This window comes from Legionella sp. km535 (assembly GCF_003990085.1).
Classification (GTDB): Bacteria; Pseudomonadota; Gammaproteobacteria; order Legionellales; family Legionellaceae; genus Legionella; species Legionella moravica.
Map to the genome: position 1 here is coordinate 1 of NZ_RZGU01000022.1, position 26,947 is coordinate 26,947.

Consider the following 26,947-nt stretch of genomic DNA (forward strand, 5'->3'; position numbering starts at 1 on the left):
ATGTGCTGGATTTAAGACAATGGCGTCAACAGTCGGCTGCAAATGACGTGCAACGCTACGGCGGTTTGGGTGGTTTAACTTTTGAGGGAGAACCCGGTATTGGTAAGTCCGAGCAAATAAAACAAACGTTAATCGCTCGCGGATTTAAACTCATGTCCAGAAACTCGGTGCCGGCTCCTGGTGAGCACCCCATGTATGTTCTCCCCGTCAGTATGTCTGCTACGGATAAGGAAGCGCTATTACTTAAGGCTTTTCATGAGGGAGCAGTTGTGGTCATTGACGAGATTAATAGTTCTCCGATGATGGAACATTTATTGAATAGTCTTCTTATGGGTAAAACCCTGCAAGGGGATACACCCGATGTTCCAGGATTTTTTATTATTGGAACGCAAAATCCCATTACCCTGTCCGGTCGCCGCGCACCCAGTACTGCCTTATCCCGGCGGATTATTACGGAAGAACTGCCGCTTTATTCCAAAAAGGAGATGCTGAATATTTTAATCAATGAGGGCGTGAAAGAGAATGTTGCTGGCGACATGATTAAGGCCTTTATGAACAACAGACAAAGAGCTGAAAAAGAACGGCTTCTTCCTGGTCCAACATTCAGGGATTTACTCCGCCTTGCTCAAAGCACTGTGAACACTAATGCCAAAAAGCGTGAACGAGTTGATGCGCGCATCGAACATGCGGAAGCAAAAACTAAATGTGCACGACAATCACAGGGCAGACAACACGTTTCAAGTACGAGTTCGAGTAGTGCTTCCACTTCGAGCCTTGTTTCCGGCGTAAGTTCTGTGTTCAGTTCAAGCAGCAGTTTCTTTAACTCATCGAAGCGTATGGAAAGAGGGTATGAATCAGAAGAAGCCATGACCAAGATGATGAGGCGCTGATCTGTTGTGTTGCCGTTCTTCGTGCCCAATGCGTGTTACATTTCAAGTTCGGGCATGGCACCGGGGAGATCCTTTTTCGTTTTAGTCACATTGGACTTTAATAAAAAAAGCAAAGGCAGCGCACAGAGTACCAGCCACATCATAAAGCGAAAATCCTGTAAATAAGCTAAAGTAGCGGCTTGGCGCGTTACTTCAGCATTTAGTGACGCTAAGCCCTGGGCAGTCTTTACATTCATGATTCCTAATTCGCCAGCATATCTTAAATTTTGGTTGAATGGGGTGATGAAATTGGCAAAAGCCGCATGATTGGCTTGAATATTTTGAGCTAACTTGGTCATAACGATTGAAATTCCGATGCTACTGCCTATGTTTCTAAGTAAGCTGAATAAAGGTGTTCCGTCGTTGCGGTATTGTTCAGGTAACGTTGCAAAGGCCAGTGTAGATAAAGGAACAAAAATAAATCCCAACCCAAATCCTTGAATTATACCGGTATAAACAATTCTGCTGGCAGTGATATCTGTGGTGAATAAAGTCATAAGCCATAATGAATAGCTGGTTAGCACCAATCCAAAAAAAATTTGATAGCGAGAATCCACTTTGCCGGACAACTTACCGACTATCATCATGGCGACCATGGTTCCTATTCCCCTTGGTGCCATAACCAGGCCTATATCGATGATGGGATAACCCATAAGGCTTTGTAAATAAGGCGGGAGTAATGCCATGGTTGCAAGTAAAATAATGCCTATGATAAAAATGAACATGAGCCCGACACTGAAATTACGATCTCGAAACATCCCGGGATCAAGAAAAGGGTTTTTAGCCGTTATAACATGCGCTATAAATAAATAGAGGCACATCAGGGATAATATACCTTCAATTACGATTTCATTACTGTTTAACCAGTCCAATGATTGCCCTCTGTCCAGAAATAATTGTAATGAACCAATGGCTATAGCCAGGAAAGCAAAGCCCAGCAGGTCAAAATGAGTACCTCGAGTTAATTTATTTTCCTCAAGAAAGGTCGCTAATCCCAGCCATGCCAGCAATCCTATAGGCAAATTAATATAGAACACCCATCGCCAGTTATAATATTCAGTCAACCATCCTCCGAGGGATGGACCGAGTATGGGCCCTATCATCACGCCCATGCCCCAGATGGCCATGGCTGCACCGTGCTGCTTTGGAGGATAGGTATCTAATAATACTGATTGTGACATGGGAACCAGGCTGGCTCCAAAAGCACCCTGGAGCAACCGAAACAGGACAATTTGGTTCAAGCTTTGCGCTGCTCCGCAAAGCATGGAAGCCACTGTAAATCCGACTACAGCCCAGATGAACATGCGTTTACGGCCAAATTTATTGCTTAAAAATCCAGTTAGAGGCATAAAAATAGCTGCTGCTACAATATAGGAAGTAAGAACCCAGGAAATTTGCTCTTGAGTAGCGCCCATGCCTCCTTGCATATGGGGTAACGCCACATTCGCTATGGTGGTGTCCAATGCTTGCATAATGGTTGCAAGCATTACAAACAGGGTAATAAACACCCTTCGTGACGGGGCATGTGAATTATAGGTCTTTAAAAGATTGGGCATAATGAGTGACTCAGGCTGATTTGTTCTTTGAAGAAGAATGTTCCTGTGTATCGATTTTCACCCATGAACTTAATCCGGATCGAAGTTGGGGGCTGTCTGGCGTTGTGATTAACTTAATACGGACTGCAACTCTTTGCGCCACTTTAACCCAGTTTCCTGTAGCATTCTGAGCTGGGATAATTGAAAACTCGGAACCTGTAGCAGGACTGATGCTCTCAACTATGCCTTTCCATTTCAGCTTGGGATAGATGTCTATGGTTGCTGTAACGGATTGGCCGGGATGAATGTTTGTGAGTTCTTTTTCAGTGAAGTTTGCTTCGATCCAGGGGTGGTCATTAGTGACCAGCGTCATGGTAATGGCTCCGGCCGAAATGAATTGGCCCGGTTTGGGGGGCGAGTTGATGGTACCAGAAATTGGCGCTCGAACCTCTGTATGCTGGAGATCCAGTTTGGCTTGATCCAGTTCTGCTTTCGCTATTAAGTAAGTTGGATGTTTTTCAACCGGTTCATTCACATTGCCCGCCAGAGATTCAGCCAAGCGTTCCAAATCATGTTCTACAGTCATAACTTGTTGTGCTGCAATTTCAGCTCCTTCTTTGGCTTCATCCAGAGTTGACGCGGAAGTGAAATGTTTTGCTGCAAGATCGGATTGACGCTTTTTATTGCGTAAAGAAAAATTATATTTGGTTTGTGCCAAAGCAATTTCTGCCTGTTTGGCATGGTATGCTGCTTTAAGCGCAAGAATATCGATACGAACCTTGGCTAATCGAGATTCTGCCCTGGCTAATGCCACTTGATAGGAAGAAGGATCAAGGCGATATAAAATTTGATCTTTAACTACATGCTGGTTCTCATGAGAGAGTGTTTTTTTAACCACTCCTGAAACCTGAGCACTGATTGGAATCTTATCTGCCTTGACGTATGCATTTTCTGTTTCGACATAACGTCCGCTCATGAAATATGAAATCATGACAATAAGTACTATTAATGAAGGAACCAAAACTAAAAGAATAACTCTTTTAGAAAGAAGGTGTTCAACGGATTCTCTGACAGCTGGCAGAGCCGAGTCTTCTCTCTGGGGGGCTTGCAGTTCATTCATAGGTAGTGCTCCTTAATTTCGCAGCAGTTCTATATTCCTGACTCACAGTAATCAGCAGTTAAATCTATGGTGAATCTGAGGTATCATTTATGGATTTTATAATAACAGGTTTTTTATGCAATTCATTGATAAATTAAATACCCCGGGCGAGCATTCTTTGGCTCTTGAGGGATTGGCTGGTCAAATTGAAGCAGTATTAACCGTTCCTGAGAACATTAATACCTCTTATGTTGCCTTTTTAGGACATCCCCATTCCTTGCAAGGGGGTACTATGAATAATAAGGTAGTGACTACTTTGGCCCGGGTTTTTAAGGAACTGGGAATACCTTCATTACGTTTTAACTTCAGGGGGGTAGGGCAGTCGGGTGGCGTTTATGATAATGGTTTGGGTGAGAGTAATGACTTGCTTGAATTGGTTCGCTCGTGGCAAAAAGATCAACCTGAGATGAAATTGATTTTTGCCGGTTTTTCTTTTGGGTCTTATGTTTGTTATCGAGCGGCAGCTCAGTCGAAACCCAATATATTAATTACGATTGCCCCTCCGGTGCATCATTATGATTATCGAGAATTTGATTCTCAGCCAGAGCCATGGCTCATTGTGCAAGGTGATGCTGATGAGGTAGTCCCCAGTTCTTTAGTAATTGATTTTGCAAAACAATCACAGCCTATTCTTCCTGTGATTGAGTTTTCTGAAACAGGACATTTTTTTCACGGAAAATTGGTGGAGCTTAAAATCAGATTAATTGACTGGCTTGGAGACTGGATTCAGACATCATGAATTTAATGAAGCAGTATGAAGCAGCGATTCAACGGGGTGAAATAGAGGATGATCTCAATCAGCGAGAGATTTTGATCCACATGCAACGGCTTGCAGATGAATTAACCCAGGACTCTAAGTCCTGGTTTCAATGGCCACGTAAACGATCAATTAAGGGATTGTATCTCTACGGACCTGTCGGGGTTGGAAAAACTTATTTGGTGGATTTGTTTTATCAATACATCGATGAAAAGAAAAAAGCACGATTTCATTTTCATCATTTTATGCAACAAATTGATTATAAATTAAGGCAATTTCAGGGAAGAAGAGATCCTTTACGTCACATTGCCAAAGAGATTGCCCAATCGACTCGCTTATTATGTTTCGATGAATTTTTGGTTCATGATGTGGCTTATGCAATGATTCTTGCTGAATTGTTTCAAGCATTGAATACTCATGGCGTGATACTGGTTATCTCGTCTAATACGAGTCCTGATGATTTATACTTGAATGGAGTGCATCGAGAGCGATTTTTACCTGCTATAGAGATCATTAAAAACAACTGCGAAGTACTTAAAATCCCAGAAAAAAAAGATTACCGGATTGGGCATCAGCCTTTATTAGACGCTTATTTGTATCCCTTAAATGACCAGACAGAACATGCGATGGAACAACAGTTTCGCTTATTGGTCAAGGAATATACGCTCAATGGTTCAATCGTCATACAGAGCAGGGATATTCCTTATCTTAAACACGGTTCTCAAACAATTTGGTTTTCTTTTGACGTCATTTGTAATTTACCACGAAGCCAACTTGATTATCTGGAGTTGGCAGAGCAGTTTAATACCATTTTCGTCAGTGGCATTCCCTGTTTAACAGTGAATCATACCTTGCAAACTATAATGTTTATTCATTTTATTGACGTAATGTATGATAGAGGTATAAATATTATCATGTCAGCTGAGGTTCCTGTTGAGGAACTGTATGTACAAGGCGAAATGAAGGATACTTTTAAACGCACTTTAAGCCGTTTGATGGAGATGCAGTCGGTTGACTATCTTGCCAGGCATCCTCGTCGAATTGTGCAAAATATGATTTAGGCTGTTGCGTGTAATGGAACCAGTTAATGATTAGCAAGACTCAAGGGTTGATGTATATTTTTTCGCTTAATTGAGAATGATTCTCGATATCATTTGTGGTATAATTATTTTATTAAACTATTTTTTAGTAGTGCATGATGAACATTTCTGAATTAGTGGGTGGAGACAGAGTGCGATTGGTTGATTTTGGTGCCACTGATCTGCAATACAGAAGAAGACTGTTATCCTTGGGAATAACTCGAGGCGTAGAAATTTCTGTTGTACGAATCGCTCCCTTGGGATGCCCTGTCCAAGTTGAGGTGAGGGGAACATCCTTGACGCTTCGCAAAGAAGAAGCGAGTCAATTAGTGTTGGAGCGTCTATGACTCAGGTTTTATTAGTAGGAAACCCAAATTGTGGTAAAACCACCTTATTTAATGCTTTAACCGGAGACTGCCAGCAGGTTGGAAATTGGCCAGGTGTTACCGTTGAAAAGAAGACAGGCGAGTGTTCTGTCGGTACTCATTTAATTGAAATTACCGATTTACCCGGTGTGTATTCTTTGGTGGCAAATGCTCAAGGCATGAGCCAGGATGAGCAGATCGCGGCCCAATCCATAGTCAATTTGGAGTCAGATTGCATCATCAATGTGATTGATGCCAGCCATTTAGAACGACATTTATATTTAACCACGCAAATATTGGAGTTGGGAAAGCCTGTAATTGTGGCTTTGAATATGATGGATATTGCCGAGCAGCGTGGTATTACGATTGATATTAAGGCGCTGGAACAGCAATTAGGATGTCCGGTAATTCCCGTTCAGGCGCATAAAAATATTGGCATACCAGAATTACTCAACATGTTATTATCTGCTCCTGCAGAACTGATACCATTATCCTTACCCTTATCACAACCAGCCCAGCAGGCATTAAACAGCTTAGAAACCCGATTAGTCAGTGAAGGATACAGTCAATCTCTTTCCTATTATTATTCACGCAGACTTGCTGAAGGCGATTCATTACCTGGGCATAAATCCTTGCAAATTGACTGGGACCAAGCAAAAAACAACAATCTTGGTATTGATGTACTCTTGGCAGATGCTCGATACCAGGCTATTCACCAGATTGTTTCGGCTGTTCAACAAAAGAAAAGCGATGCCAGTGAGCATTTTACGGCGAAATTGGACAAAATCGTCTTACATCGCTTTTGGGCTTTGCCAATATTTTTTGCCATGATGTATTTGATGTTTTTGTTTTCTATCAATATTGGCGGGGCATTTCAGGATTTTTTTGACATAGGAACGGATACTGTTTTTGTTCAGGGCAGTGCTTGGCTGTTGCAGCAAATGCATGCACCGAACTGGATCATTGCTTTAATTGCTAATGGAGTGGGTAAGGGGATTAATACGACCTTAACTTTTATTCCTGTTATCGCATCCATGTTTTTCTTTTTATCTTTGTTGGAAACTTCAGGTTACATGGCAAGAGCTGCATTTGTCGTTGATAAAGCGATGCGAGCCATGGGGCTTCCCGGCAAGTCCTTTGTGCCCATGATTGTTGGTTTCGGTTGTAATGTTCCGGCGATTATGGCAGCACGAACCCTTGATTCCGAGCGAGACCGTTTATTGACCGTTATGATGAGCCCCTTTATGTCGTGCAGTGCTCGATTGGCTATCTATGCTGTTTTTGTTGCTGCATTTTTCCCTTCTGGCGGGCAAAACGTCGTATTTTCTTTGTATTTGATTGGTATTTTAATGGCTGTTTTAACGGGCTTTATTTTGCGTAAAACCACATTAAAAGGTCACTCCTCACCGTTAATCCTGGAATTACCCGCTTATCATAAACCTGCAATGAAACGTTTGTTAAAAGAAACCTTAATGAGGTTAAAATTCTTTGTCTTTCGGGCTGGAAAACTAATTATTCCAATTTGCGTTATTCTGGGAGGATTGAATGCAATTACTCTTGGTGGTGGAATTAATACCGGTGAGGCCAGTACTGAATCATTACTTTCTATAATGGGACAGTGGATAACTCCTCTGTTTGCCCCGATGGGTATTCATCAGGACAACTGGCCAGCAACAGTAGGTTTATTGACTGGCATGTTAGCTAAAGAAGTAGTCGTGGGCACCTTAAATACACTGTATGCCCAGGTAGGCCATCTAGGGGAAGTGGCCGCCGCTCAATTTGATTTTTGGTCTGGAATTAAGGATGCATTTTGGTCCATTCCGGAGAATTTATCTCAGCTCGGTTCTGCTTTATGGAATCCCGTTTTGGCCAGTGCTGCGGATAGTGAGGTATCCAAATCAGTGTACGGTATGATGTCTCAACGTTTTGATGGACAGGCTGGGGCTTATGCTTATTTGCTTTTCGTTCTTCTTTATATCCCTTGTGTTTCCACTATGGCGGTAATCAGGCAGGAAGCAAACCGGCAACTGATGTGGACTTCCGTAATTTGGTCTTTTGTAGTTGCTTATGCGGTAGCTGTTGTGTTTTATCAACTAACACAATTTTTTGAGCATCCCCAACAAAGCGCTTTATGGATAAGTGCCATGATATCGAGCCTGTTTTTGGTGGTCGTTGTATTTAAATACAGTGGAACAAATATGGAGAAGAATGGTGTTGTTGCAAATTCGTGATTATATTCGTCGAGAGGGTGTTGTCAGCACCCAGCAATTGACTAGAGAATTTCGCCTGGATCTTCCTGCTCTGCAACCCATGCTGGATATATGGCTCAATAAAGGCGCTATCAAAAAATGCCAAGAGAAGGGAGCGTGCCAAAGTTCCTGCTTTAAATGCCGCACCCCTCCTGAATATTATCAGTCGGTTATGTGATGCGCTCTTATCTATCTTGTGAACATACGAGCATTTATCAGGCCATCACATAAGTTATTCGGTGGGTAATAACCTAATTTTACGTGATTTTTACCTTTATTCATCACATCGTTCGTGCTCATTATTCAATTTTGGGCTAATATAAACTTATCTCATTTTATACTTGGGTAAATAGATGGCTGACTCTGAGAATATAGAGAACCCCGGTTTTGCGGAAGTCAGTTTCGATGTTCGCAAATTGGAAGTAACAAATGATTTGAATAATCCAATCACCTTGGTGGAACGTGTTTATCAAATATGGTGGCATTGGGCTGATTTTCATCTTTACATTACTTCTCCTCATATTGAGGCTATCTCTCCACCAATCATCATAAAGCCAGAAACTATTCCAGGATCCAATGATCTTGAATTTGTTTATGACATACACGATTCGGGTCACAAATTATCTACTTCTAAAAGTGAAGATATGTATACCGCCGGGATGTCCATGTGTAAATTATTTTATACCATAGAGAAAATGATTAATATCCTTGTCGAGCGTCTGAAGTCTGGTGGCGTGAGTGTGGAAGATGAAGTTCAGGTAGCCTTCGGTGGTCATGAAATTGCGCAAAGAAAGGCTTTTGAATCCATTATCAATTTAAGCTATAACGTTGTCGTTACTAATTTTGATCCGGGTCAATGGGGCGAGCGTTACTTACAAACTGTGAAACGCATAGCAGATAAAGGGTATGGATATCCATCAGAAGCACCGCGTGATACTTACAAGCAATTACCTAATCCAGCTTCGGCAGGGATATCACGTTAATGCTCTATTTAATTTGTGATGAATTCAGTACTGGTCCATTTATTTATCAGGGCATAACTGCTTTTTAAAAATGCAGGGGCAAGGAATAATGCCGGTATAAAATAGATTAATCGCAATACAATTTGTTGATTGGATATTTTTTTCTCATTCACGGAAGTCAGTTTAAATCGCCAAGCCCTCATTCCCAGAGTTTGTCCCCCAAACCTTAGTGAACCTTGGTAATAAAAAAATGCCGTACTAAGTAACGCGAGTTGATACCAAAGGGTAGACGGCGGAATCGCCTGACCATTGTTTACTATCAGCAACAGGGCGGTAAGGCAAACAAACAATACCAGGACTATGATTGCGTCATAACAAAGAGCCCCCAGATAGCGAATCAAAAACATGGTGTACCTTATATTAAATCTCATTCATGCATGGCTTTTGAACTGTCAGTTATCAATGCCAAACTATCGATATATAATTTACTGATATCTACCCCATTATAATTTTCTGCAGGTACTTGTTCCCATTGTCCTTGTTCGTAAGCGATGACTAAAGACAGTAGTGTTCCCAAAGTGCCTTTTTGGCCTATTAAGGCTTTTTTTATGTCCTCGGCCAAGGTGATTTGATCCATCAGCTCTTGCATGGGTTTATTTAACAAGCAATCCAATATGGATAACAATCCCGCCGTATAAGCGCTTTGACCATTGATGTTCGTGCTGGCCTCAGCCAGTTCTCTTGTCATATAAGCTCTGATAAGCGCTGATTCTAATATCTCTACTGGTTTATTGGAAATATTTTTCATGGAAAACAGCATAACCCAATTTTTCAAATTGATTAAACCAAAACGAGCGATAGCCTGGTCAATCGATTCTATAGTTTGTCCGCCTGAGATTCCAATAGAGTTTGCAACTCTGAGGATTTGATAACTTAACAAGGGATCTGACTGAATTAGCGTTGAAATATCATTAAAATCGCAGTCATCTTTTTGAACCGTCTGAATCAGCTGGATGAGATTCAATTTATTTGCTGCGATGTTGTCATGAACTGTATGGCTTAGTTGAAAAAGAAAATCGCCACAATAATAATCCATGTTCATTGCTTTGCATTTATCGAAACTGGCTGGTTGCGCGATGCCGTATCCGATCACTTTTCGATGCTTTGCCTTACAGTATTGAACAACCCTGTTTACGTCAGATTGAGTCATTAGTTGATCCGTCAGGGCAATATAATCGGCAAAATTAAGCCAAGCCAGTTGTTGTGATGTGTTGATGATTAAGGCAATTGAAAAGACAGACTCTTGTAATTCAATTACTGAATATATTGATTCGATTTCTTCAGCGGGCAATTTTAAAATAACTGGATTTTTTAATGGAGGATCTAATGGCTCCAGAAACACTTTAAAGGCAAAAGGCACAAACAGCGGAAGTTGAGTATCAGAATTGGTAATTAACTCTAAAAGATTGTTGGTTAATTCTTCATTTGATTGTAGATTTTGATAAGATAAAATTTCATAAGCGACACATTTTAAGTGCTGATTAAATATTGGCCTTTTGGTGAGCATTAAGACCTCCAAGTAACTGTTTTGTTTAATAATAGTACCGGTTGGGCCAATTAGCCAGTTGGTTCTGAATTTTACTTACCGACTTAACTTTGCGTGATAAAAACAGAGTGCTATACTTGCTTGCGTGTATTGAAATTTAGCCATTCTAAATTGTACTATCGTCACCTGATTTGAGGTTTTGCAAGAAAATCAGCTTGATAATAATGCAATGATCAGGATAGGAATCATCAATATGGATTAGGATGAGAATAGGCTGATTCGAGTTGTATTTGAGAAGGTGCTATATTTACAACATTTTCTAATGAGGAAGAAACCAATAGTGAACAAGAAGAGACCGGTTAATCTTGATTTAGGTACTTTAAAATTTCCTCCTATGGCGATTGCGTCCATATTGCATAGGATTTCTGGGGTACTATTATTTATACTGTTACCCATCATGTTATATATTCTGGGGCTTTCGCTTCAATCAGAAGAAAGTTTTACCCAAATGAAAAGCATGATTGCAAACCCTTTTTATAAATTAGTGCTGTGGGCTTTTAGCGCGTCACTGGCTTATCATATTCTGGCTGGTATCCGACATATTATAATGGATATGGGGTTTGGCGAACATTTGGCAACAGGCCGACGCACTTCCATTTTAGTTATAGTTCTTTCAGTTATTTTGACAATTATTCTAGGAATCTGGATATGGTAACTAATGTCACTAGCTTAACAGGTAATGGGTTAAAAGATTGGTTGATTCAACGAGTTACTGCGATATATTTTGCAGCCTATTCCATTTTTTTATTGTGTTTTTTGATCAATCACCCAGATTTAAATTTTGAACAATGGCACCTATTGTTCACTAATACGCTGTTTCAAATAGCAACCGGAATTGGGTTGCTGGCATTGTCATTGCATGCCTGGATCGGAATTTGGACAGTGACAACGGACTATATGAAATGTACCGCTTTACGTTTGGCAGTACAAATGGTGGTTGTTCTATGGCTTCTGAGTCAGTTTATCTGGGGCTTAATGATTGTTTGGGGACAATAAGCATGACAATTCCACGTAATAAATTTGATGCAGTAATTATTGGCGCTGGTGGTGCTGGAATGCGTGCTGCGCTGCAGTTGGCCAATTCAGGATTAAAAGTAGCGCTGTTATCCAAGGTTTTTCCAACCCGCTCTCACACTGTTTCTGCCCAAGGGGGAATTACTGTAGCCCTGGGAAATTCACACGCTGATGACTGGCGTTGGCATATGTACGATACCGTCAAAGGCGCCGATTATATTGGCGATCAGGATTGTATTGAATACCTGTGTAAAACCGGCCCTGAAGCCGTTTATGAATTAGAGCATATGGGCTTACCCTTTTCACGTATGGAGAGTGGTAAAATCTATCAACGCCAATTTGGTGGTCAATCCAAAAATTTTGGCGGAGAACAGGCTGCACGAACAGCCGCAGCAGCTGACAGAACCGGTCATGCACTACTGCACACTCTGTACCAACAAAATATCAAAGCAAAAACACATGTATTCAGCGAATGGTATGCCCTTGATTTCGTCAAGGATGCTCATGGACGTATTTCGGGCGTTACCGCAATGAATATTGAATCTGGCGAAGTCGTGTTTTTCCAGACCAGAGTCTGCATCCTTGCGACTGGTGGAGCAGGACGAATTTATCAGTCGACAACAAATGCATACATCAATACAGGTGATGGATTTGGAATGGCTCTCAGAGCGGGAATTCCATTACAGGATATGGAAATGTGGCAATTTCATCCGACCGGTATTGCGGGTGCGGGTACTCTGGTTACTGAAGGATGTAGAGGTGAGGGCGGTTATCTGATTAATAAAGATGGGGAACGCTTTATGGAGCGCTATGCTCCTCGAGTAAACGATTTGGCTTCTCGAGATGTCGTGGCACGATCCATGGCTCTGGAAATAAGAGCCGGTAAAGGGTTTGATCCTAAAGGTATCGATCATGTCAAATTGAAACTTGATCATCTCGGCGCCGATCTGATTATGTCGCGCTTACCTGGTATTCGTGAGTTGTCCATGAAGTTTGCCGGAGTAGATCCGATTCTCGAACCCATTCCAGTCGTTCCTACATGCCATTACAGTATGGGGGGCATACCCACCAATATGCACGGTCAAGTGATCACCAAAACCAACGGTGAAGAACATTTGGTCGAGGGGTTATATGCTGTAGGTGAATGTGCCTGCGTATCCGTTCATGGCGCAAACCGTCTGGGCGGTAACTCATTACTGGATCTGGTGGTATTTGGACGGGCAGCTGGCTTGCATGTTGAAGAGTTATGGCAATCCAACCAATTGCCTGACATGCCTTACATCAGTGAAGACGATATTGCCGCATCAATGGTGCGATATAATCGTTGGGATCAATCAAAAGATGGTGAAAGTCCTGCAATCATTCGTGATGAAATGCAACGCGTCATGCAGGAAGATTTCGGTGTGTTTCGTACTGGTGACGTTATGGCTTCAGGATTAAAGCGATTACAGGCGCTTCGCGATCGATTGGCCCATGCTAAACTGGAAGATAAAAGTCATATCTTTAATACCGAACGAGTTACTGCGTTGGAATTGGACAATTTAATGGCAACTGCCTACGCTACTGCTCAATCGGCTATTGCCCGAACTGAGAGCCGAGGAGCGCACAGCAGGGAAGATTTTCCCGCTCGTGACGATGCGAACTGGATTAAACATACGTTGTATTTTGAGGAAGGCGAGGTACTTGATTATCGTCCGGTGAACACATCACCCAAATACGTTGAGCCCTTTGAACCGAAAGAACGCGTTTATTAAAGAGGATATATAATGACTGATAGTAGAAATGTGACCCTGTCGATATATCGTTATAATCCCGAGGTGGATGACAAACCTTATATGAAAGATTATGAGATAGCGATCCCGGTTAAAAGCGATCCAATGATTCTGACCTTGCTTGAGCGCTTGAAAGCAGAGCAGGATCCCTCAATCACTTATAGACGCTCGTGCAGAGAAGGGGTGTGTGGTTCTGATGGTATGAACATTAATGGAACTAATGGTCTGGCATGTATTACGCATTTATCTCAGCTAAATTCGGATAAAGTCGTCATACGTCCTTTACCCGGGTTCCCGGTGATACGCGATTTGGCCGTTGATATGAGTCAATTTTATCAACAATATGAACGTATAGAGCCCTATTTGCAAAATGATCAAGTGGCTCCCGCTCAGGAACGTTTGCAATCTCCGGAAGAGAGAGCTCAACTGGATGGGCTGTATGAGTGCATTTTATGCGCTTGTTGTACCAGCTCTTGTCCATCTTTCTGGTGGAATCCAGAAAAATTTGTTGGCCCTGCAGGGCTTTTACAGGCGAGACGCTTTTTAGCTGATAGCCGTGACACAGCGACGCAACACCGTTTGGATAAATTACAGGATCCATTCAGTGTATTTCGTTGTAGAACTATTATGAATTGCACGAATGTGTGCCCGAAGGGACTCAATCCATCGCAAGCGATTGCTAAAATTCGCACGCAAATGTTGACACAGGAAACTTGATATAAGAATCATCCCGGAATCGTTTAACCCGTACTGTTTCATTTGGAAACAGTACTTGCCGCTTTGAATGCAGTCAGAACGCTTGGCAACATGGCACAAAATAAATATTTGACCAAGTTGCTAATTCTTTGATTTGTATCAAATAAGCGGGTTAAAAATGACCGGGTAAACCCTTTGGAGAGAACAATGAGCAGTTCCAATCTGCAAAATGAATGGGCTTCTTCCTATTTGTCTGGTGGAAGTATGGCTTACGTAGATAGCCTTTATGAGGATTATCTTGCTGATCCGAATTCGGTATCGGACGATTGGAGGGCAATCTTTAGTGCATTGCCTAAAACCAATGGTGCGGATAGTGATGTATCTCATAGAGAAATACGAGAGTACTTTTTGCAGAATGCTGATAAGAAAGTAAGTCATGTCGTTCAGTCCGCTGATAGCCAACAATATCAGGTAGCCAATCTGATCAATGATTTTAGAGCTTTAGGCCATTTGGCTGCGGATCTCGATCCTCTTGGGATGGCAGAACGAACTCATGTTCCTCGGTTGGAACTAGCCTATCACCATCTTGCTGATGTAGATAAAAATCGCTCCTTTTTCGCAGGCACCAGTTTTAACGGGCCAGAAATGCCACTAGCAGAGCTGTACAAAGCACTTCGAGAAACTTATTGCCGTAGTATTGGTATTGAGTACATGCATATTTCCGATACGGAAGAAATTGAGTGGTTGCAACAGCGTATGGAGTCTGTTCGCGGGCGTCCTGTTTATAATTCTGAGAAAAAAGTAACAATTTTAAAAGACTTAATTGCTGCAGATGGTTTAGAGCGCTACTTGGGAACCCGATATGTGGGGCAAAAACGCTTTTCACTCGAAGGTGGTGATTCTTTAATTCCCATGATGAAAGAAATCATTAATAAAGCTGGCACAGATGGGGTTAAGGAAGTTGTGATTGGAATGGCGCATCGAGGCCGTCTAAACGTACTGGTTAACGTTCTGGGTAAAGAACCAGGCCAATTATTTCAGGAGTTTGAAGGAAAAGTTAAGTACGACCGAACTGGTGATGTGAAATACCATCTTGGTTATTCTTCTGATATTAAGACTGAATCAGGAGCTGTTCTGCATTTGGCTTTGGCGTTTAATCCTTCTCATTTGGAAATTATCGGTCCTGTTGTTGAAGGTTCCGTTCGTTCGCGACTGGAGCGACGTAACGATTTATTGAAAAAAGATTCTGTTGTTCCTGTAGTTCTTCATGGTGATGCTGCTTTTGCTGGTCAGGGTGTCGTGATGGAAACCTTTAACTTTTCTCAAGCCAGAGGGTACTCAACCGGTGGAACAATTCACATCGTTATTAATAACCAGATTGGATTTACCACAAGTAATCCATTGGACGCGCGGTCTACTTTATACTGTACTGATGTAGCGAAAATGGTCCAGGCTCCTGTGCTGCATGTTAATGGAGATGATCCTGAAGCGGTGGTATTTGCAACTCAAATCGCATTTGACTTTAGAATGAAGTTCAAGCGAGATGTCGTTATTGATTTAGTCTGTTACAGACGCAACGGCCACAATGAAGCAGATGAACCTGCGGTTACCCAGCCAATGATGTATAAAAAAATTAAATCCATGCGTCCGCTGCGCGAACTGTATGCTGAACGATTAATCAATGCAGGCATACTGACCCAAACTGATGTCAATCAATTTGTTGATTCATACAGAGACATTCTGGATCAAGGTAAAGCAGTAGTTGATGTCGTTCATGAAGATTATGAAGGGAAATATTCCATAGACTGGTCAGCTTATATGAATGCCAAGTGGACGGATAAAGCAGATACCACAATCAGCAAAACCGAGTTACAGACGCTGACAAAGAAGCTTAATGTGATTCCTGAAGGATTTGAGGTGCATCAGGTGGTTCAGCGCTTACTCGCTGAGCGTGAAAAGATGGCCAATGGAGAAATTCCCATGAACTGGGGTTATGCTGAAACCATGGCATACGCCAGCTTATTGCAAGAAGGTTATGGCGTTCGATTATCAGGACAGGATTGCGGTAGAGGTACCTTTGCTCATCGACATGCGGTCTTGCATGATGCGGCAACAGGTGATTCTTTTGTTCCATTGGAACAGATATCTACCGATCCCAAGCGGTCTTTCACTGTAATTGATTCTGTATTATCTGAAGAAGCCGTTTTGGCCTTTGAATACGGTTTTGCCTCATCTGAGCCGAACCATTTGGTCATTTGGGAGGCTCAATTTGGTGATTTTGCTAATGGAGCGCAGGTAGTTATAGACCAGTTTATCAGTTCTGGTGAGCAAAAATGGGGACGTTTATGTGGTCTCGTGATGATGTTACCTCATGGTTATGAAGGACAGGGACCTGAGCATTCATCTGCACGTTTAGAGCGCTATATGCAACTATGTGCCCAGCATAATATTCAAGTATGCACTCCAACGACTCCGGCTCAAATATTTCATTTGTTACGCCGGCAGGTAATTCGTAATTTTAGAAAGCCTTTGATTATCATGACTCCAAAGAGTTTATTACGCCATAAATTGGCTGTTTCTCCTTTGGACGATTTAACAACAGGCAAATTTTATACGGTTATTCCTGAAATTGATGATTTGACTGCCTCTAAAGTAACAAAAGTGGTGTTATGTTGCGGTAAGGTCTATTATGATTTATTGCAAATGCGGCGTGAAAAGAAGTTGAATCATATTGCCATAGTACGCATTGAGCAACTGTATCCATTTCCCAAAAAAGCATTATTGGCCGAACTGGACAAATACCCACAAGCCAATGAGGTCGTTTGGTGTCAGGAAGAGCCTCAAAATCAGGGCGTTTGGTTTTCATCTCAGCACAATATGAGAGATTGCTTACGTCCAGAGCAAACATTGCTTTATGCAGGTCGAGAGTTTGCTGCCGCTCCGGCAGTGGGCAGTCCGGCGTTGCATGCTCAACAACAAATTGCTTTGGTTGAGCAGGCTTTATTAGGTAATAAATAATTAAACACTATAAAACGAGAAGGTATAACCATGTCTATTGAAGTCAAAGTACCTGTTCTACCCGAGTCTGTAGCTGATGCAACGGTAGCTGCATGGCATAAAAAAGTGGGTGATAAAGTAGTCCGCGATGAAAACCTGGTGGATCTGGAAACAGATAAGGTCGTTCTTGAAGTTCCTGCTCCTGCAGATGGCGTACTTACTGAAATATTGTTTCAAGTGGGTGATACTGTTGGTTCAGGTGAGCTGCTTGCTAAAATTGCTTCAGGTACCGCCATAGCAGCTGCATCTCCAGTAAAAGAAGAGAGTGCATCAACAAAAGAACCTGTTGCAGCACACGAAGATAAATCGACCAGTCCAGTAGTTCGTCGCATGATGGCGGAACATGATTTGCAGCCAGGCCAAATTCAAGGTACTGGTAAAGAAGGACGGATAACTAAAGAGGATGTCCTATCTTACATAGAGTCCAACAGAGGAAAATCGGCACAAGCTGCTGAACCTAAAAAAGCGCAACCTGCAGTTGCAGCTCCTATGGGGGCTCGCGAAGAACGTCGTGTTCCTATGACTCGATTGAGAGCCAAAATTGCCGAGCGTTTATTAGAAGCACAGCATAATGCCGCAATGCTTACTACATTTAACGAAGTAAATTTGAAAGCGGTTATGGACATGCGTGCTCAATATAAAGACAATTTTGAGAAGAAGCATGGAGTGAAACTGGGTTTCATGTCATTTTTTACTAAAGCAGTAGTAGAGTCTCTGAAGAGATTTCCTGCTGTAAATGCTTCTATAGATGGTCAGGATGTTGTTTATCATGGATTTTATGATATAGGAATCGCTGTATCTACTGAAAGAGGATTAGTAGTTCCAGTGATTAGAGATGCTGATCAGATGAGTATGGCTGAGATTGAACTGGCTATTAATGATGCAGCAACCAAGGCCAGACAAGGTAAATTGTCGATGGAAGAGATGCAGGGAGGTACATTTACTATAACTAATGGTGGTGTATTCGGCTCATTGCTTGCAACACCAATCATCAATCCACCCCAGACGGGAATTTTAGGTATGCATAAAATTGAAGACCGTCCTGTGGTAGAAAAAGGACAAATTGTCATTCGTCCTATGATGTATGTTGCGTTGTCCTACGATCATCGTCTGATTGATGGCAAGGATTCCGTACAGTTTTTAGTAAGTGTTAAAGAGTTGTTGGAAGATCCGGCTCGTCTTTTACTTAATGTTTAACAAGCGCATTTAACAGCATGACCCGTGTTAACGGGTTTTGCTTTTTTAGAAAGGTAATCACAATGAATTTACATGAATATCAAGCCAAGCAATTATTCGCAAGTTATAATTTACCGACTCCTCGTGGTGAAGTGGCTTATAATGTTGAAGATGCATTGCAGGTAGCATCACAATTATCTACCCCCAGATGGGTTGTTAAAGCCCAGGTTCATGCTGGCGGACGAGGTAAAGCCGGAGGTGTAAAACTGGTTTCCACTAAAGAAGAGCTAGCAGCAGTAGCGAAGTCATTATTGGGAACTCATTTGGTGACTTATCAGACAGATGCTAAAGGTCAGCCAGTAAATTCAGTATTAGTTGAAGAAACCTGCGATATCGCCAGAGAGCTGTATCTTGGTGCTGTAGTCGATAGAGCGACTCGTCGTGTTGTGATTATGGCTTCTACTGAGGGCGGTGTTGAGATTGAAAAAGTAGCTGAAGAGACACCTGAAAAAATATTCAAGGTTATTGTCGATCCTTTAGTCGGAGTGATGCCGTTCCAATGCCGCGACACAGCGTTTAAGTTAGGTTTGGAAGACGACCAAATTAAACAATTTACCCACCTGATGATGGGATTAGGTAAAATGTTTGTCGAGTGCGATTTAAGTTTACTTGAGATCAATCCATTAGTTGTTACCAAAACAGGGCAGTTAATCTGTTTGGATGGCAAAATTAATATTGATGGAAATGCCTTATACCGTCAACCTAAATTGAAAGGCATGCGAGATACAACTCAGGAAGATGAACGAGAAAATCGTGCCAGCGACTGGGAGTTAAATTACATTCCTTTAGATGGATCGATTGGTTGCATGGTGAACGGTGCTGGATTAGCTATGGCAACCATGGATGTTATTAAATTGCATGGCGGCGAGCCTGCAAATTTCCTTGATGTTGGCGGCGGCGCTACTAAGGAACGCGTAAGTGAAGCGCTGAAAATCATTTTATCTGATGAGCACGTCAAAGGGATATTGGTTAATATCTTTGGTGGTATTGTTCGCTGCGATCTAATTGCGGATGGAATTCTTGCTGCCGTGAAAGAAGTGGATGTGAAAATCCCTGTAGTTGTCCGACTCGAAGGTAATAATGCTCAATTGGGTGCAGATATTTTAAATAAGAGTGATCTGAATGTGATTGCAGCGACAAGTTTGACCGATGCAGCCAAGAAAATAGTCGCGGCTGTGGCGTAATAACATAATTTTTATTGAGATAAATAGACAATTTAGAGTTGCTGGATCAATAGAACTGAATGTGGATTCATTATTCAAAATGAACGACTGATTGTAACAAAGATTAACCAGTCTTATTGATTTGGCAACAACAAAAAATTACGAGGTTAACAATGAGTGTTTTAGTTAATAAGCAAACCAAAGTATTGTGCCAGGGGTTCACGGGCAAACAAGGAACTTATCATTCCGAGCAGGCTTTAGCGTACGGTACGAAAATGGTTGGAGGTGTAACACCAGGAAAAGGTGGGCAGCTTCATTTGGGATTACCTGTATTTAATACTATGCGAGAAGCAGTTGAAGTAACTGGAGCTGATGCTAGTGTTATTTACGTTCCAGCGCCATTTTGCAAAGATTCGATCCTGGAAGCTGCTGATGCCGGCATTAAACTGATCGTCTGCATTACCGAAGGTGTTCCTGTACTGGATATGCTTCAGGTAAAAGTTTATTTGGAAAATAACACCGATGCCCGTTTGATTGGACCAAACTGCCCAGGGATAATCACACCTGGAGAATGTAAAATTGGAATTATGCCGGGATCAATACATTTGCCAGGTAAAGTTGGAATTGTTTCACGCTCCGGGACTTTGACTTATGAAGCAGTAAAACAAACTACAGACAAGGGTTTTGGCCAAAGTACCTGTATTGGTATAGGTGGAGATCCCATTCCCGGAACTAATTTTATCGATGCCTTGGCTCTTTTTGAACAGGATCCACAAACAGAGGCAATCATCATGGTAGGTGAAATTGGTGGATCTGCTGAAGAAGAAGCAGCTGAATACATCAAAGCTCATGTCCGTAAGCCTGTTGTTTCTTACATTGCAGGAGTGACAGCTCCTGCCGGTAAGCGTATGGGGCATGCTGGTGCCATTATATCTGGTGGTAAAGGTACAGCCGCAGAAAAATATGCAGCGCTTGAAGCTGCTGGAGTAAGAACTGTACGTTCTCCTGCTGACTTGGGTGATGCAATTGCCGAAGTAACTGGTTGGTAAACACCTTGGGTAGCAGCTGGATATTCGGCTGCTACCAACCTCTCTAAATGTCCAGGCTATAAATCGGGTAACGGCTCAACAGGTATTATTAGTATGGGGTCTTTACATAAAAGCAGCGTGATCTTTTCTCCTTTTCTCCTCTCGCAAAATAGTGATTCCCAAGCGTATAATTGAAACCAATCTTCATTTGGAATGGTGTGCTATGAGTAATTTTAGAAGTCTTGCGGATATAAGACGAGATTATGGTGAATTATGTTTGAGTGAAGAGTCTGCTCAACATGATCCTATCGCTCAATTTAAACTTTGGTTTGAAGAAGTGTTACAAAATGAAAAAAATGATCCTACGGCAATGATACTGGCAACTGTTGATGAGAACGGATATCCAGATACTCGAGTAGTTTTATTGAAGGGATTGGAGGATGGAAATTTTGTTTTTTACACGAATTATCAAAGTGCAAAAGCCATGCAATTGAACAAAAAACCTTATGCCGCGCTTAATTTTTATTGGCCTCAAATGGCAAGACAGGTTCGTATTCGAGGACGAGTTAAGAAGGTGAGCAGCGAGCAGTCTGATGCATATTTTTCTTCACGGCCTATTAAAAGCCAGTTTAGCGCTATAGTATCTCCTCAAAGTCAGGAAATTCAGAGTAGAGCCTCGCTAGAAACGACATTGAATGACTTAATTCAACAGCATGGGCAAGATCCGGTACTCAGGCCTGAAAATTGGGGGGGCTATATGATACTTCCAGATGAAATTGAATTTTGGCAAGGACGTGACAATCGATTACATGACCGAATCCACTATTATCGAGACGGAGCTCGATGGGGGATAAGAAGGCTTGCCCCCTAACCGGCAGAAATTGCCGGTGGCTGGAAATTTTCAGTTGCGAGCAACCAGGCTTAATATCAACACATAGTTAGAGTAGGTCGGGCCTTGGCCCGACAAAATCCATCTAGTTTTCCTGACTGACCAAATGTATTTGATGCGCCAAAACAAGCTTTATTAATCATAAATCAATTATTATTATGCATTATGGAATTGTTGGACCAAGGCCCAATATACACTTAACGTTCGGCACCTAAAGCGCATAACGTGGGCAAGGAAAGCAATTGGCAATAGATCCCGTGATTTGCCGTATCTTCCGGAACATTTTGTAATCGAGCTAAAACTCTGGATAAAAGTGGACACTAGATAGTGCTCCCAGGCTCATTCACTCAGTGTCTTCGTTTAGGGGCTGTTGACATTTCATTATGTTCAAGCCTACTTTCCGCGACTTGTTCGCGGAATCGATAGATCGTGCGCAAAACAAGAATATATTGCGCCTATAAAAAGTGAATTGGATCCCGCGAACAAGTTGCGGGACGTCGAAACTTGAATTGTCAACAGACCCTAGTAATTGTAAGTGTTTACTCAGATGATTTGGAAAGTAAATCAGCCATAATGTTAAAATAAACAACAGGTTAAAAAGTTGGCCTGATAGTTGCTTATTATATAGAAAATCAAAGAATAAAATGATTGTCGTTGATTTTTTATTTCCAGAGTAAAAAAGAATATTGTCAAGAATATGTAAATAATTTACCTGCGAAAGCATGGGGTTTTAAGAAGACGTAAAATTGATTCAAGTGTGATGATTTCATGTTCGTAGTGCATGTGAAATACTCACATAGTTTTAATGTAAACAACCAGGAGTAGAGTCAGTTGAATATAGGTCACTGTATATCAGATACATAGCTAGGGGATTATTATGAACGACACAACAGCCTTATTACCACATATTAAATTACGATTTAACATTGAACATCCAAGTTATGAAGAGTGTTATATCTTTGGTTATGAATGTGCACTTTCAGAAGTCGAAGAGGAAGATAATCCTTTCCGTGAAGGCTCTCAGGAAGCAGAACAATGGCTGGAAGGTTGGTGGGCCGGTACTTATGGGGAAAAACCTTTATTTGATATGAGTAGCCTGGATAGTGAAGAAACTATTCTTGATAAAGAAGTTGCTGCAAATGATCAACAGTATTGCCACAAACACAGTTTTATGTCTTTAGTCTTTGAAATTAGTGGTGCGATAGCTGCTTCAGCCATAGTTGGATACCAATTGCTTGAACTGGTAGCATAATGAATCGCATTCAATTGAAGAGCATGACTTAGTGCTTCTTCAATTGGGTAAGGACTGACGAAAAAATCCCTATTCAGGATTAATAATCTCTTTACCTACGCTCAGGTTGTTAATTTGAGGCCTGCTGACTATTGACTTGTTCAATTGTCATCAGACCCTAATTGCTGTCTCTTGCACGCAAATCTTACTTTTCTCCAAGATTCCATAATTGTGACTAAGAGTCAGACCCTAATCACGGCGAAATGGATTTAATCTTTAAATAATTTTAGAATCATCGATCTCATTCGTGCAGTTTCAGCAGGAATAAATTCTTTATAATGTTCGCTTCCTATATCAAGGCAAACGATCACATTGTCACCGAGACCTTTGAGTAAGTCGACTCCAGAAAGTTTGAGCAATTTGATGCGTGTGCTTATTTCGGCTGCCCAGGCATCCAGATAGCTCATTTCAGTGAATACAGGAAGAAAAATCTGGTTATTTTCTTCCAGAAACAAGACTACCGGGCTTTCGTCTTTTGAGTCATACTCTACAGGTATAATAAAATTTGCTTTTATAAATTCGAGATAGGCTTTATTTGCTTCTTTCATATTCCCGGAACTGTGGATCGCCTCTTTAACTGCCAAAATCAGACTGTTCATTGTAAATTTCATAAAAAAGAAACGATTATACCTGAGTCTGGTTTCTATCGCTAATAACAATCAAATCAAATCCAACTATGTGTTGAAATAACTGACAACAACAGTATAATGTACCTTTGTTTTTGTTAATTAATTGCCCATTATTTAAATAATTACGGCATTTGTTTGTCTTGTTTTTAAACAAGATGAACCATTCAAACCCTGATTTACCAGGGTAATAATCAGATTTTTGGCTAGCCCTTACGGGCATCAGGAAGAGTATCTCCAGCCGGCTATTTCAATGAAGACAGTCTGAAATGACATGAGCCCATTGGAAATTGGACTGGACTGTTATAAGTAGAGAGCTTATGAACAAAATGAATGCATCAAAAGTAGAAATGTATAACCGTAAAAACTATTTGGGGTTTGCATGGTTAGTTTGGGGTTTGGCAGCTGCTTTTTATTTTTCTGATTATCTGGCACGAGTTGCTCCCGGTGTAATGCATCGCTATTTGCAGATTGATTTTGGGATCAATGAAGCCGGTTTTGGCATATTGACCGCATCTTTTTATATACCCTACATTTTTATGCAGATTCCCGTTGGACTAACTGTGGATAGGTTAAGTATCCGATGGCTATTAACTATAATGTCGTTGGTAACTGCTTTTGGATGCTGTGTCTTTGGCCTTGCAGACGGATTAATGATGGCATCAATTGGTAGAATGCTCATTGGCTTCAGTGCTGCTTTTGCTTTTGTCTGCTCTCTGCGTTTGGCAACTTCATGGTTTCCTCCTACTATGCTGGGATTATTGGCTGGTTTGACTCAATCTCTAGGTATGCTTGGGGCTGCCGCCGGTGAAGCTCCTGTTTCTTTTCTGGTGAGTAATGTAGGTTGGCGGCACAGCATGTTAATTATTGCCTTTCTATTTATCGCCTTGGCAGGTTTGCTGTATCAGTTCGTGCAGGATAGGCCCGGATCTCAAAGGCATGAAGTACAAAAAGTGAATGGAATCAGCATCTTACAAAGTTTAAAAATCATCCTTTCGAGCCGTCAAACCTGGCTAAATGCTCTGTATGCAGGATTTTTGTTTGGCCCCACGGCAGTAATAGGAGAAGCGATTGGTCCCGCGTATCTCCAGTTTGGTCGTGGATTGGGCGCACATGCCGCAGCTTTCGCAACGGGCCTGATTTTCATTGGATGGGGTATTAGCGGACCTTTATCCGGTTGGTTATCAGACAAAATGGGACGGCGTAAGCCTTTAATGATTCTTTCAGCTTTATTTGGGGTTATTTTTACAACCCTGTTTGTTTTCTACCCATCAATGAATCAAAATACAGCCTATCTGTTATTTTTTGCTTTCGGATTAACTAACACGGGTGTCGCCATTGCTTATGCAGTATCTACTGAGTTACATGATAGAAATGTAGTAGGAACTTCTATAGCATTTACCAATATGACATCAATCTTTGTTGGCGCTCTGTTGCAGCCTTTGGTAGGTAGATTAGTAGATATGGTATCCGGCTCAAGAGCGTACAATGTAGAATCTTTGTTGCTTTCTGATTTTCAAGCCGGCCTGAAATTATTACCCTTATGCTCATTAGTCGCGTTAATTTTAGCCTTTACAATTAAGGAAACCTATTGTAAACCGGTACGATAAAAACGAAGGTTACTTTTCAGCTTTTTTAAGTCTCTTGATAATTGATTCAAGGGTTTTTAACGTCGAGCGACGTTGAGGTCGAAAATGATTTATACATCACGGAAAGTCTGGTTGGTAATTCAATCAGGTTTGTAGTGGATAGGTAAAATTCCTCGATAGAACACGTAATTTATATTCTCATTTCTGTATATAAAAAGCCTGAAGGCGAGATTTAATCTCACTTTTTTCTATAAGTTTCAATCTTCTTTTAATAGATTGTCGCACTCTTATATTATTTACTGCTATACTTTGCCCAGCGCTTTGCTGCAATAAAGTAACGCTGGTCGCAAACTAATCACATGGAGATAATAATGAAAAAACTTACAGGATTAATAATTATCCTGGCTGTTTTAGTCCTGGGCGGATATTATGGCATGGGAGTTCTTACAGAAAGAACCATTAAGAACAACGTACAAGTAATTAATCAATCTAACGGACTTTTAGCTGATATTGAGCAATACAATAGAGGCTGGTTTAGTTCTGATGCCAAAATAAAATGGCGTTTGCATGTTCCAGAGCGCGTTGTTAAAGATGCTGACGGTAAATCCCAAACAGTTGCAGCTCAAGACTATCAAATGGATATGCCGCTTGTTATTCACCACGGCCCATTTATTCTTGCTAATAAAAGTTTACGATTTGGTATGGGTTATGCTGAAACCGTATTTCCCTTTCCTGAGCAATACAATAAACAATTTGATGAGATGTTTTCTAAAGATTCAATTAAACCTCAGTTGGATTTAAGTATATTTGTAAACTACTTAAACCATAGTACGGTTGAATTGGCTTTACCGTCTTTCAAATTAATTTCAAAAGATGGAACCGGTAATTTTGATTGGATGGGTATGGAAAGTACCACCGCAATGTCTTCAAATTTGAATAAAATAGATGGCGATATTGTTGTCTCTGGTATGAAAATATCCAAAGATGATACTAAAGTCACATTGGGCAAAGTAACCAGTGAATTTGATTTACATCAAACTCCTGCTGGATTGTACTTGGGCGAAGCCAGTTTTTCCTTGCCAGCTTTTGATGTCGTTGTTAAAGATCAAAAAATGTTTGAAATAAATGAGCTTTCGTTGAGTTCTAGCAGTGATATAGAAGATAGTCTCTTTAGCACTCATTTTAACGCTGAGATAAAGTCTCTATTTGCTAATGGAAAGTCTTATGGTCCAGGACAGCTTGAGGTTTCTTTACGTAATCTTGATGCAGATGTTCTTGCCCGTATTAATCAGCAGGCAACAGCAATGCAAAATGGAACAGATGCTGAGCGTCAACAGGCGATGATGGCTATGCTTCCAGAATTACCTAAATTATTCACTAAGGGAGCTGAGTTTGAAATATCAACATTAAGCCTCAAATTACCTGAGGGTACTGTTGATGGCAGCTTGCTCGTTACTCTACCTAAAGGTGAAAGTACCAATCCTTTTGAATTGATTCAGAAAGTTCAAGGGAATGCTAAATTAAGAGTTCCCACTGCTGTAGTCAAAATGTTAATGCAACAATCAATAATGCAACAAATGGCAAATCAGCCTGAAATGCAACAAGCGCTGATTCAGCAGCTGCAAAGCAATAATCCTCAGACCAATTCAGCAGCTCCAACACCAGAGCAATTGGCTGCGATGCAGACTGAGAAGCAAATTTCATCTCTTGAGCAATCCGGGTTGATTACATTAGATGGCTCTGATTATGTTGTTGAAGTAAGTCTGGAGCAGGGTAAAGTCACAGTAAATGGCAAGCCATTTGACCCATCAATGTTAAAATTTTAAAACCTGATTAGGGGCTATTGGCATTTCATTATATTCAAGGCTACTTTCCGCGACTTGTTCGCGGAATCAATAGTTCTTGCGCAAAACAAGAATATATTGCGCCTATAAAGAGTGAATTG

General features: G+C 41.3%; 24 protein-coding genes and 1 pseudogene. 19 read left to right on the plus strand and 6 right to left on the minus strand.

Annotated features, from left to right (window positions below; genetic code table 11):
- Window positions 1-890 (plus strand): annotated as a pseudogene (locus ELY21_RS15635) (AAA family ATPase); the annotation flags it as partial.
- A 35-nt stretch (window positions 891-925) separates the two neighbouring features.
- On the opposite strand, the gene ELY21_RS12410 reads toward ELY21_RS15635, so the two are convergent.
- Entirely contained in the window at window positions 926-2,485 is a 1,560-nt protein-coding gene (locus tag ELY21_RS12410) for a DHA2 family efflux MFS transporter permease subunit (protein ID WP_127109944.1), read from the minus strand.
- A gap of 10 nt (window positions 2,486-2,495) precedes the next feature.
- Complete coding sequence (locus tag ELY21_RS12415; protein ID WP_127109946.1) at window positions 2,496-3,584, minus strand: HlyD family secretion protein; 1,089 nt, start codon at window positions 3,582-3,584, stop codon at window positions 2,496-2,498.
- A gap of 115 nt (window positions 3,585-3,699) precedes the next feature.
- On the opposite strand from ELY21_RS12415, the gene ELY21_RS12420 reads away from it, so the two are divergent.
- The 6 genes from ELY21_RS12420 (at window position 3,700) to ELY21_RS12445 (ending at window position 9,056) form a co-directional block, all read left to right on the plus strand.
- Window positions 3,700-4,362 carry an alpha/beta hydrolase gene (locus ELY21_RS12420; protein ID WP_127109948.1) on the plus strand — a complete coding sequence of 221 codons (663 nt, stop codon included), beginning with the start codon at window positions 3,700-3,702 and terminating at the stop codon, window positions 4,360-4,362.
- The gene (gene zapE / locus ELY21_RS12425) at window positions 4,359-5,441 is read left to right on the plus strand and encodes a cell division protein ZapE (protein ID WP_127109950.1); all 1,083 of its coding nucleotides are present in this window, start codon (window positions 4,359-4,361) and stop codon (window positions 5,439-5,441) included. Before ELY21_RS12420 ends, zapE begins: the two co-directional genes overlap by 4 nt.
- A gap of 137 nt (window positions 5,442-5,578) precedes the next feature.
- Window positions 5,579-5,806 (plus strand): FeoA family protein, encoded by a 228-nt coding sequence (locus tag ELY21_RS12430; protein ID WP_127110014.1) that lies wholly within the window; start codon window positions 5,579-5,581, stop codon window positions 5,804-5,806.
- Window positions 5,803-8,055 (plus strand): Fe(2+) transporter permease subunit FeoB, encoded by a 2,253-nt coding sequence (feoB, locus tag ELY21_RS12435; protein WP_028383300.1) that lies wholly within the window; start codon window positions 5,803-5,805, stop codon window positions 8,053-8,055. The genes ELY21_RS12430 and feoB overlap by 4 nt, the downstream gene beginning before the upstream one ends.
- Entirely contained in the window at window positions 8,036-8,251 is a 216-nt protein-coding gene (locus ELY21_RS12440) for a FeoC-like transcriptional regulator (RefSeq protein WP_028383299.1), read from the plus strand. Before feoB ends, ELY21_RS12440 begins: the two co-directional genes overlap by 20 nt.
- A 175-nt stretch (window positions 8,252-8,426) precedes the next feature.
- Window positions 8,427-9,056, plus strand: a complete 630-nt coding sequence (locus ELY21_RS12445; RefSeq protein WP_028383298.1) for a hypothetical protein — start codon at window positions 8,427-8,429, stop codon at window positions 9,054-9,056.
- A gap of 8 nt (window positions 9,057-9,064) precedes the next feature.
- Here the strand turns inward: ELY21_RS12445 and ELY21_RS12450 are convergent, their stop codons facing one another.
- Together ELY21_RS12450 and ELY21_RS12455 are read right to left on the minus strand one after the other, a co-directional pair.
- Window positions 9,065-9,442 (minus strand): RDD family protein, encoded by a 378-nt coding sequence (locus tag ELY21_RS12450; protein ID WP_028383297.1) that lies wholly within the window; start codon window positions 9,440-9,442, stop codon window positions 9,065-9,067.
- 20 nt (window positions 9,443-9,462) lie between these two features.
- Complete coding sequence (locus ELY21_RS12455) at window positions 9,463-10,602, minus strand: EAL and HDOD domain-containing protein (protein ID WP_127109952.1); 1,140 nt, start codon at window positions 10,600-10,602, stop codon at window positions 9,463-9,465.
- Between the two features lie 319 nt (window positions 10,603-10,921).
- Here ELY21_RS12455 and sdhC point away from each other — a divergent pair, with 319 nt between their 5' ends.
- The 10 genes from sdhC to ELY21_RS12505 all read left to right on the plus strand — a co-directional run bounded on the left by sdhC (window position 10,922) and on the right by ELY21_RS12505 (window position 22,748).
- Window positions 10,922-11,296, plus strand: coding sequence for a succinate dehydrogenase, cytochrome b556 subunit (gene sdhC, locus ELY21_RS12460; protein ID WP_028383295.1), 375 nt, complete (start codon window positions 10,922-10,924; stop codon window positions 11,294-11,296).
- Window positions 11,290-11,637, plus strand: a complete 348-nt coding sequence (gene sdhD, locus ELY21_RS12465) for a succinate dehydrogenase, hydrophobic membrane anchor protein (RefSeq protein WP_028383294.1) — start codon at window positions 11,290-11,292, stop codon at window positions 11,635-11,637. The genes sdhC and sdhD overlap by 7 nt, the downstream gene beginning before the upstream one ends.
- A gap of 2 nt (window positions 11,638-11,639) precedes the next feature.
- Window positions 11,640-13,409: a succinate dehydrogenase flavoprotein subunit gene (gene sdhA, locus ELY21_RS12470; protein ID WP_127109954.1), complete on the plus strand. Its 1,770-nt coding sequence runs from the start codon at window positions 11,640-11,642 to the stop codon at window positions 13,407-13,409.
- Window positions 13,410-13,421: 12 nt separating this feature from the next.
- Entirely contained in the window at window positions 13,422-14,144 is a 723-nt protein-coding gene (locus tag ELY21_RS12475) for a succinate dehydrogenase iron-sulfur subunit (protein ID WP_028383292.1), read from the plus strand.
- A gap of 186 nt (window positions 14,145-14,330) precedes the next feature.
- On the plus strand, window positions 14,331-17,141 hold the full coding sequence (locus ELY21_RS12480) for a 2-oxoglutarate dehydrogenase E1 component (protein ID WP_127109956.1): 2,811 nt from the start codon (window positions 14,331-14,333) through the stop codon (window positions 17,139-17,141).
- Window positions 17,142-17,171: 30 nt separating this feature from the next.
- Window positions 17,172-18,377, plus strand: coding sequence for a 2-oxoglutarate dehydrogenase complex dihydrolipoyllysine-residue succinyltransferase (gene odhB, locus ELY21_RS12485; protein WP_127109958.1), 1,206 nt, complete (start codon window positions 17,172-17,174; stop codon window positions 18,375-18,377).
- 62 nt (window positions 18,378-18,439) lie between these two features.
- Window positions 18,440-19,600 carry an ADP-forming succinate--CoA ligase subunit beta gene (sucC, locus tag ELY21_RS12490; RefSeq protein WP_028383289.1) on the plus strand — a complete coding sequence of 387 codons (1,161 nt, stop codon included), beginning with the start codon at window positions 18,440-18,442 and terminating at the stop codon, window positions 19,598-19,600.
- A 152-nt stretch (window positions 19,601-19,752) separates the two neighbouring features.
- The gene (gene sucD, locus ELY21_RS12495; protein ID WP_028383288.1) at window positions 19,753-20,628 is read left to right on the plus strand and encodes a succinate--CoA ligase subunit alpha; all 876 of its coding nucleotides are present in this window, start codon (window positions 19,753-19,755) and stop codon (window positions 20,626-20,628) included.
- Between the two features lie 202 nt (window positions 20,629-20,830).
- On the plus strand, window positions 20,831-21,478 hold the full coding sequence (gene pdxH / locus ELY21_RS12500) for a pyridoxamine 5'-phosphate oxidase (RefSeq protein WP_127109960.1): 648 nt from the start codon (window positions 20,831-20,833) through the stop codon (window positions 21,476-21,478).
- A gap of 895 nt (window positions 21,479-22,373) precedes the next feature.
- The gene (locus tag ELY21_RS12505; RefSeq protein ID WP_127109962.1) at window positions 22,374-22,748 is read left to right on the plus strand and encodes a transmission trait enhancer LetE; all 375 of its coding nucleotides are present in this window, start codon (window positions 22,374-22,376) and stop codon (window positions 22,746-22,748) included.
- 248 nt (window positions 22,749-22,996) lie between these two features.
- Here ELY21_RS12505 and ELY21_RS12510 read toward each other — a convergent pair whose 3' ends face one another.
- Together ELY21_RS12510 and ELY21_RS15640 are read right to left on the minus strand one after the other, a co-directional pair.
- Window positions 22,997-23,386 (minus strand): SseB family protein, encoded by a 390-nt coding sequence (locus tag ELY21_RS12510; protein WP_127109964.1) that lies wholly within the window; start codon window positions 23,384-23,386, stop codon window positions 22,997-22,999.
- Window positions 23,387-23,411: 25 nt separating this feature from the next.
- Window positions 23,412-23,636: a hypothetical protein gene (locus ELY21_RS15640; RefSeq protein ID WP_158618558.1), complete on the minus strand. Its 225-nt coding sequence runs from the start codon at window positions 23,634-23,636 to the stop codon at window positions 23,412-23,414.
- Window positions 23,637-23,742: 106 nt separating this feature from the next.
- Here ELY21_RS15640 and ELY21_RS12515 point away from each other — a divergent pair, with 106 nt between their 5' ends.
- Window positions 23,743-25,023, plus strand: coding sequence for an MFS transporter (locus ELY21_RS12515; protein ID WP_127110016.1), 1,281 nt, complete (start codon window positions 23,743-23,745; stop codon window positions 25,021-25,023).
- Window positions 25,024-25,373: 350 nt separating this feature from the next.
- Window positions 25,374-26,828, plus strand: a complete 1,455-nt coding sequence (locus ELY21_RS12520; RefSeq protein WP_127109966.1) for a YdgA family protein — start codon at window positions 25,374-25,376, stop codon at window positions 26,826-26,828.
- Window positions 26,829-26,947: the final 119 nt, after the last annotated feature.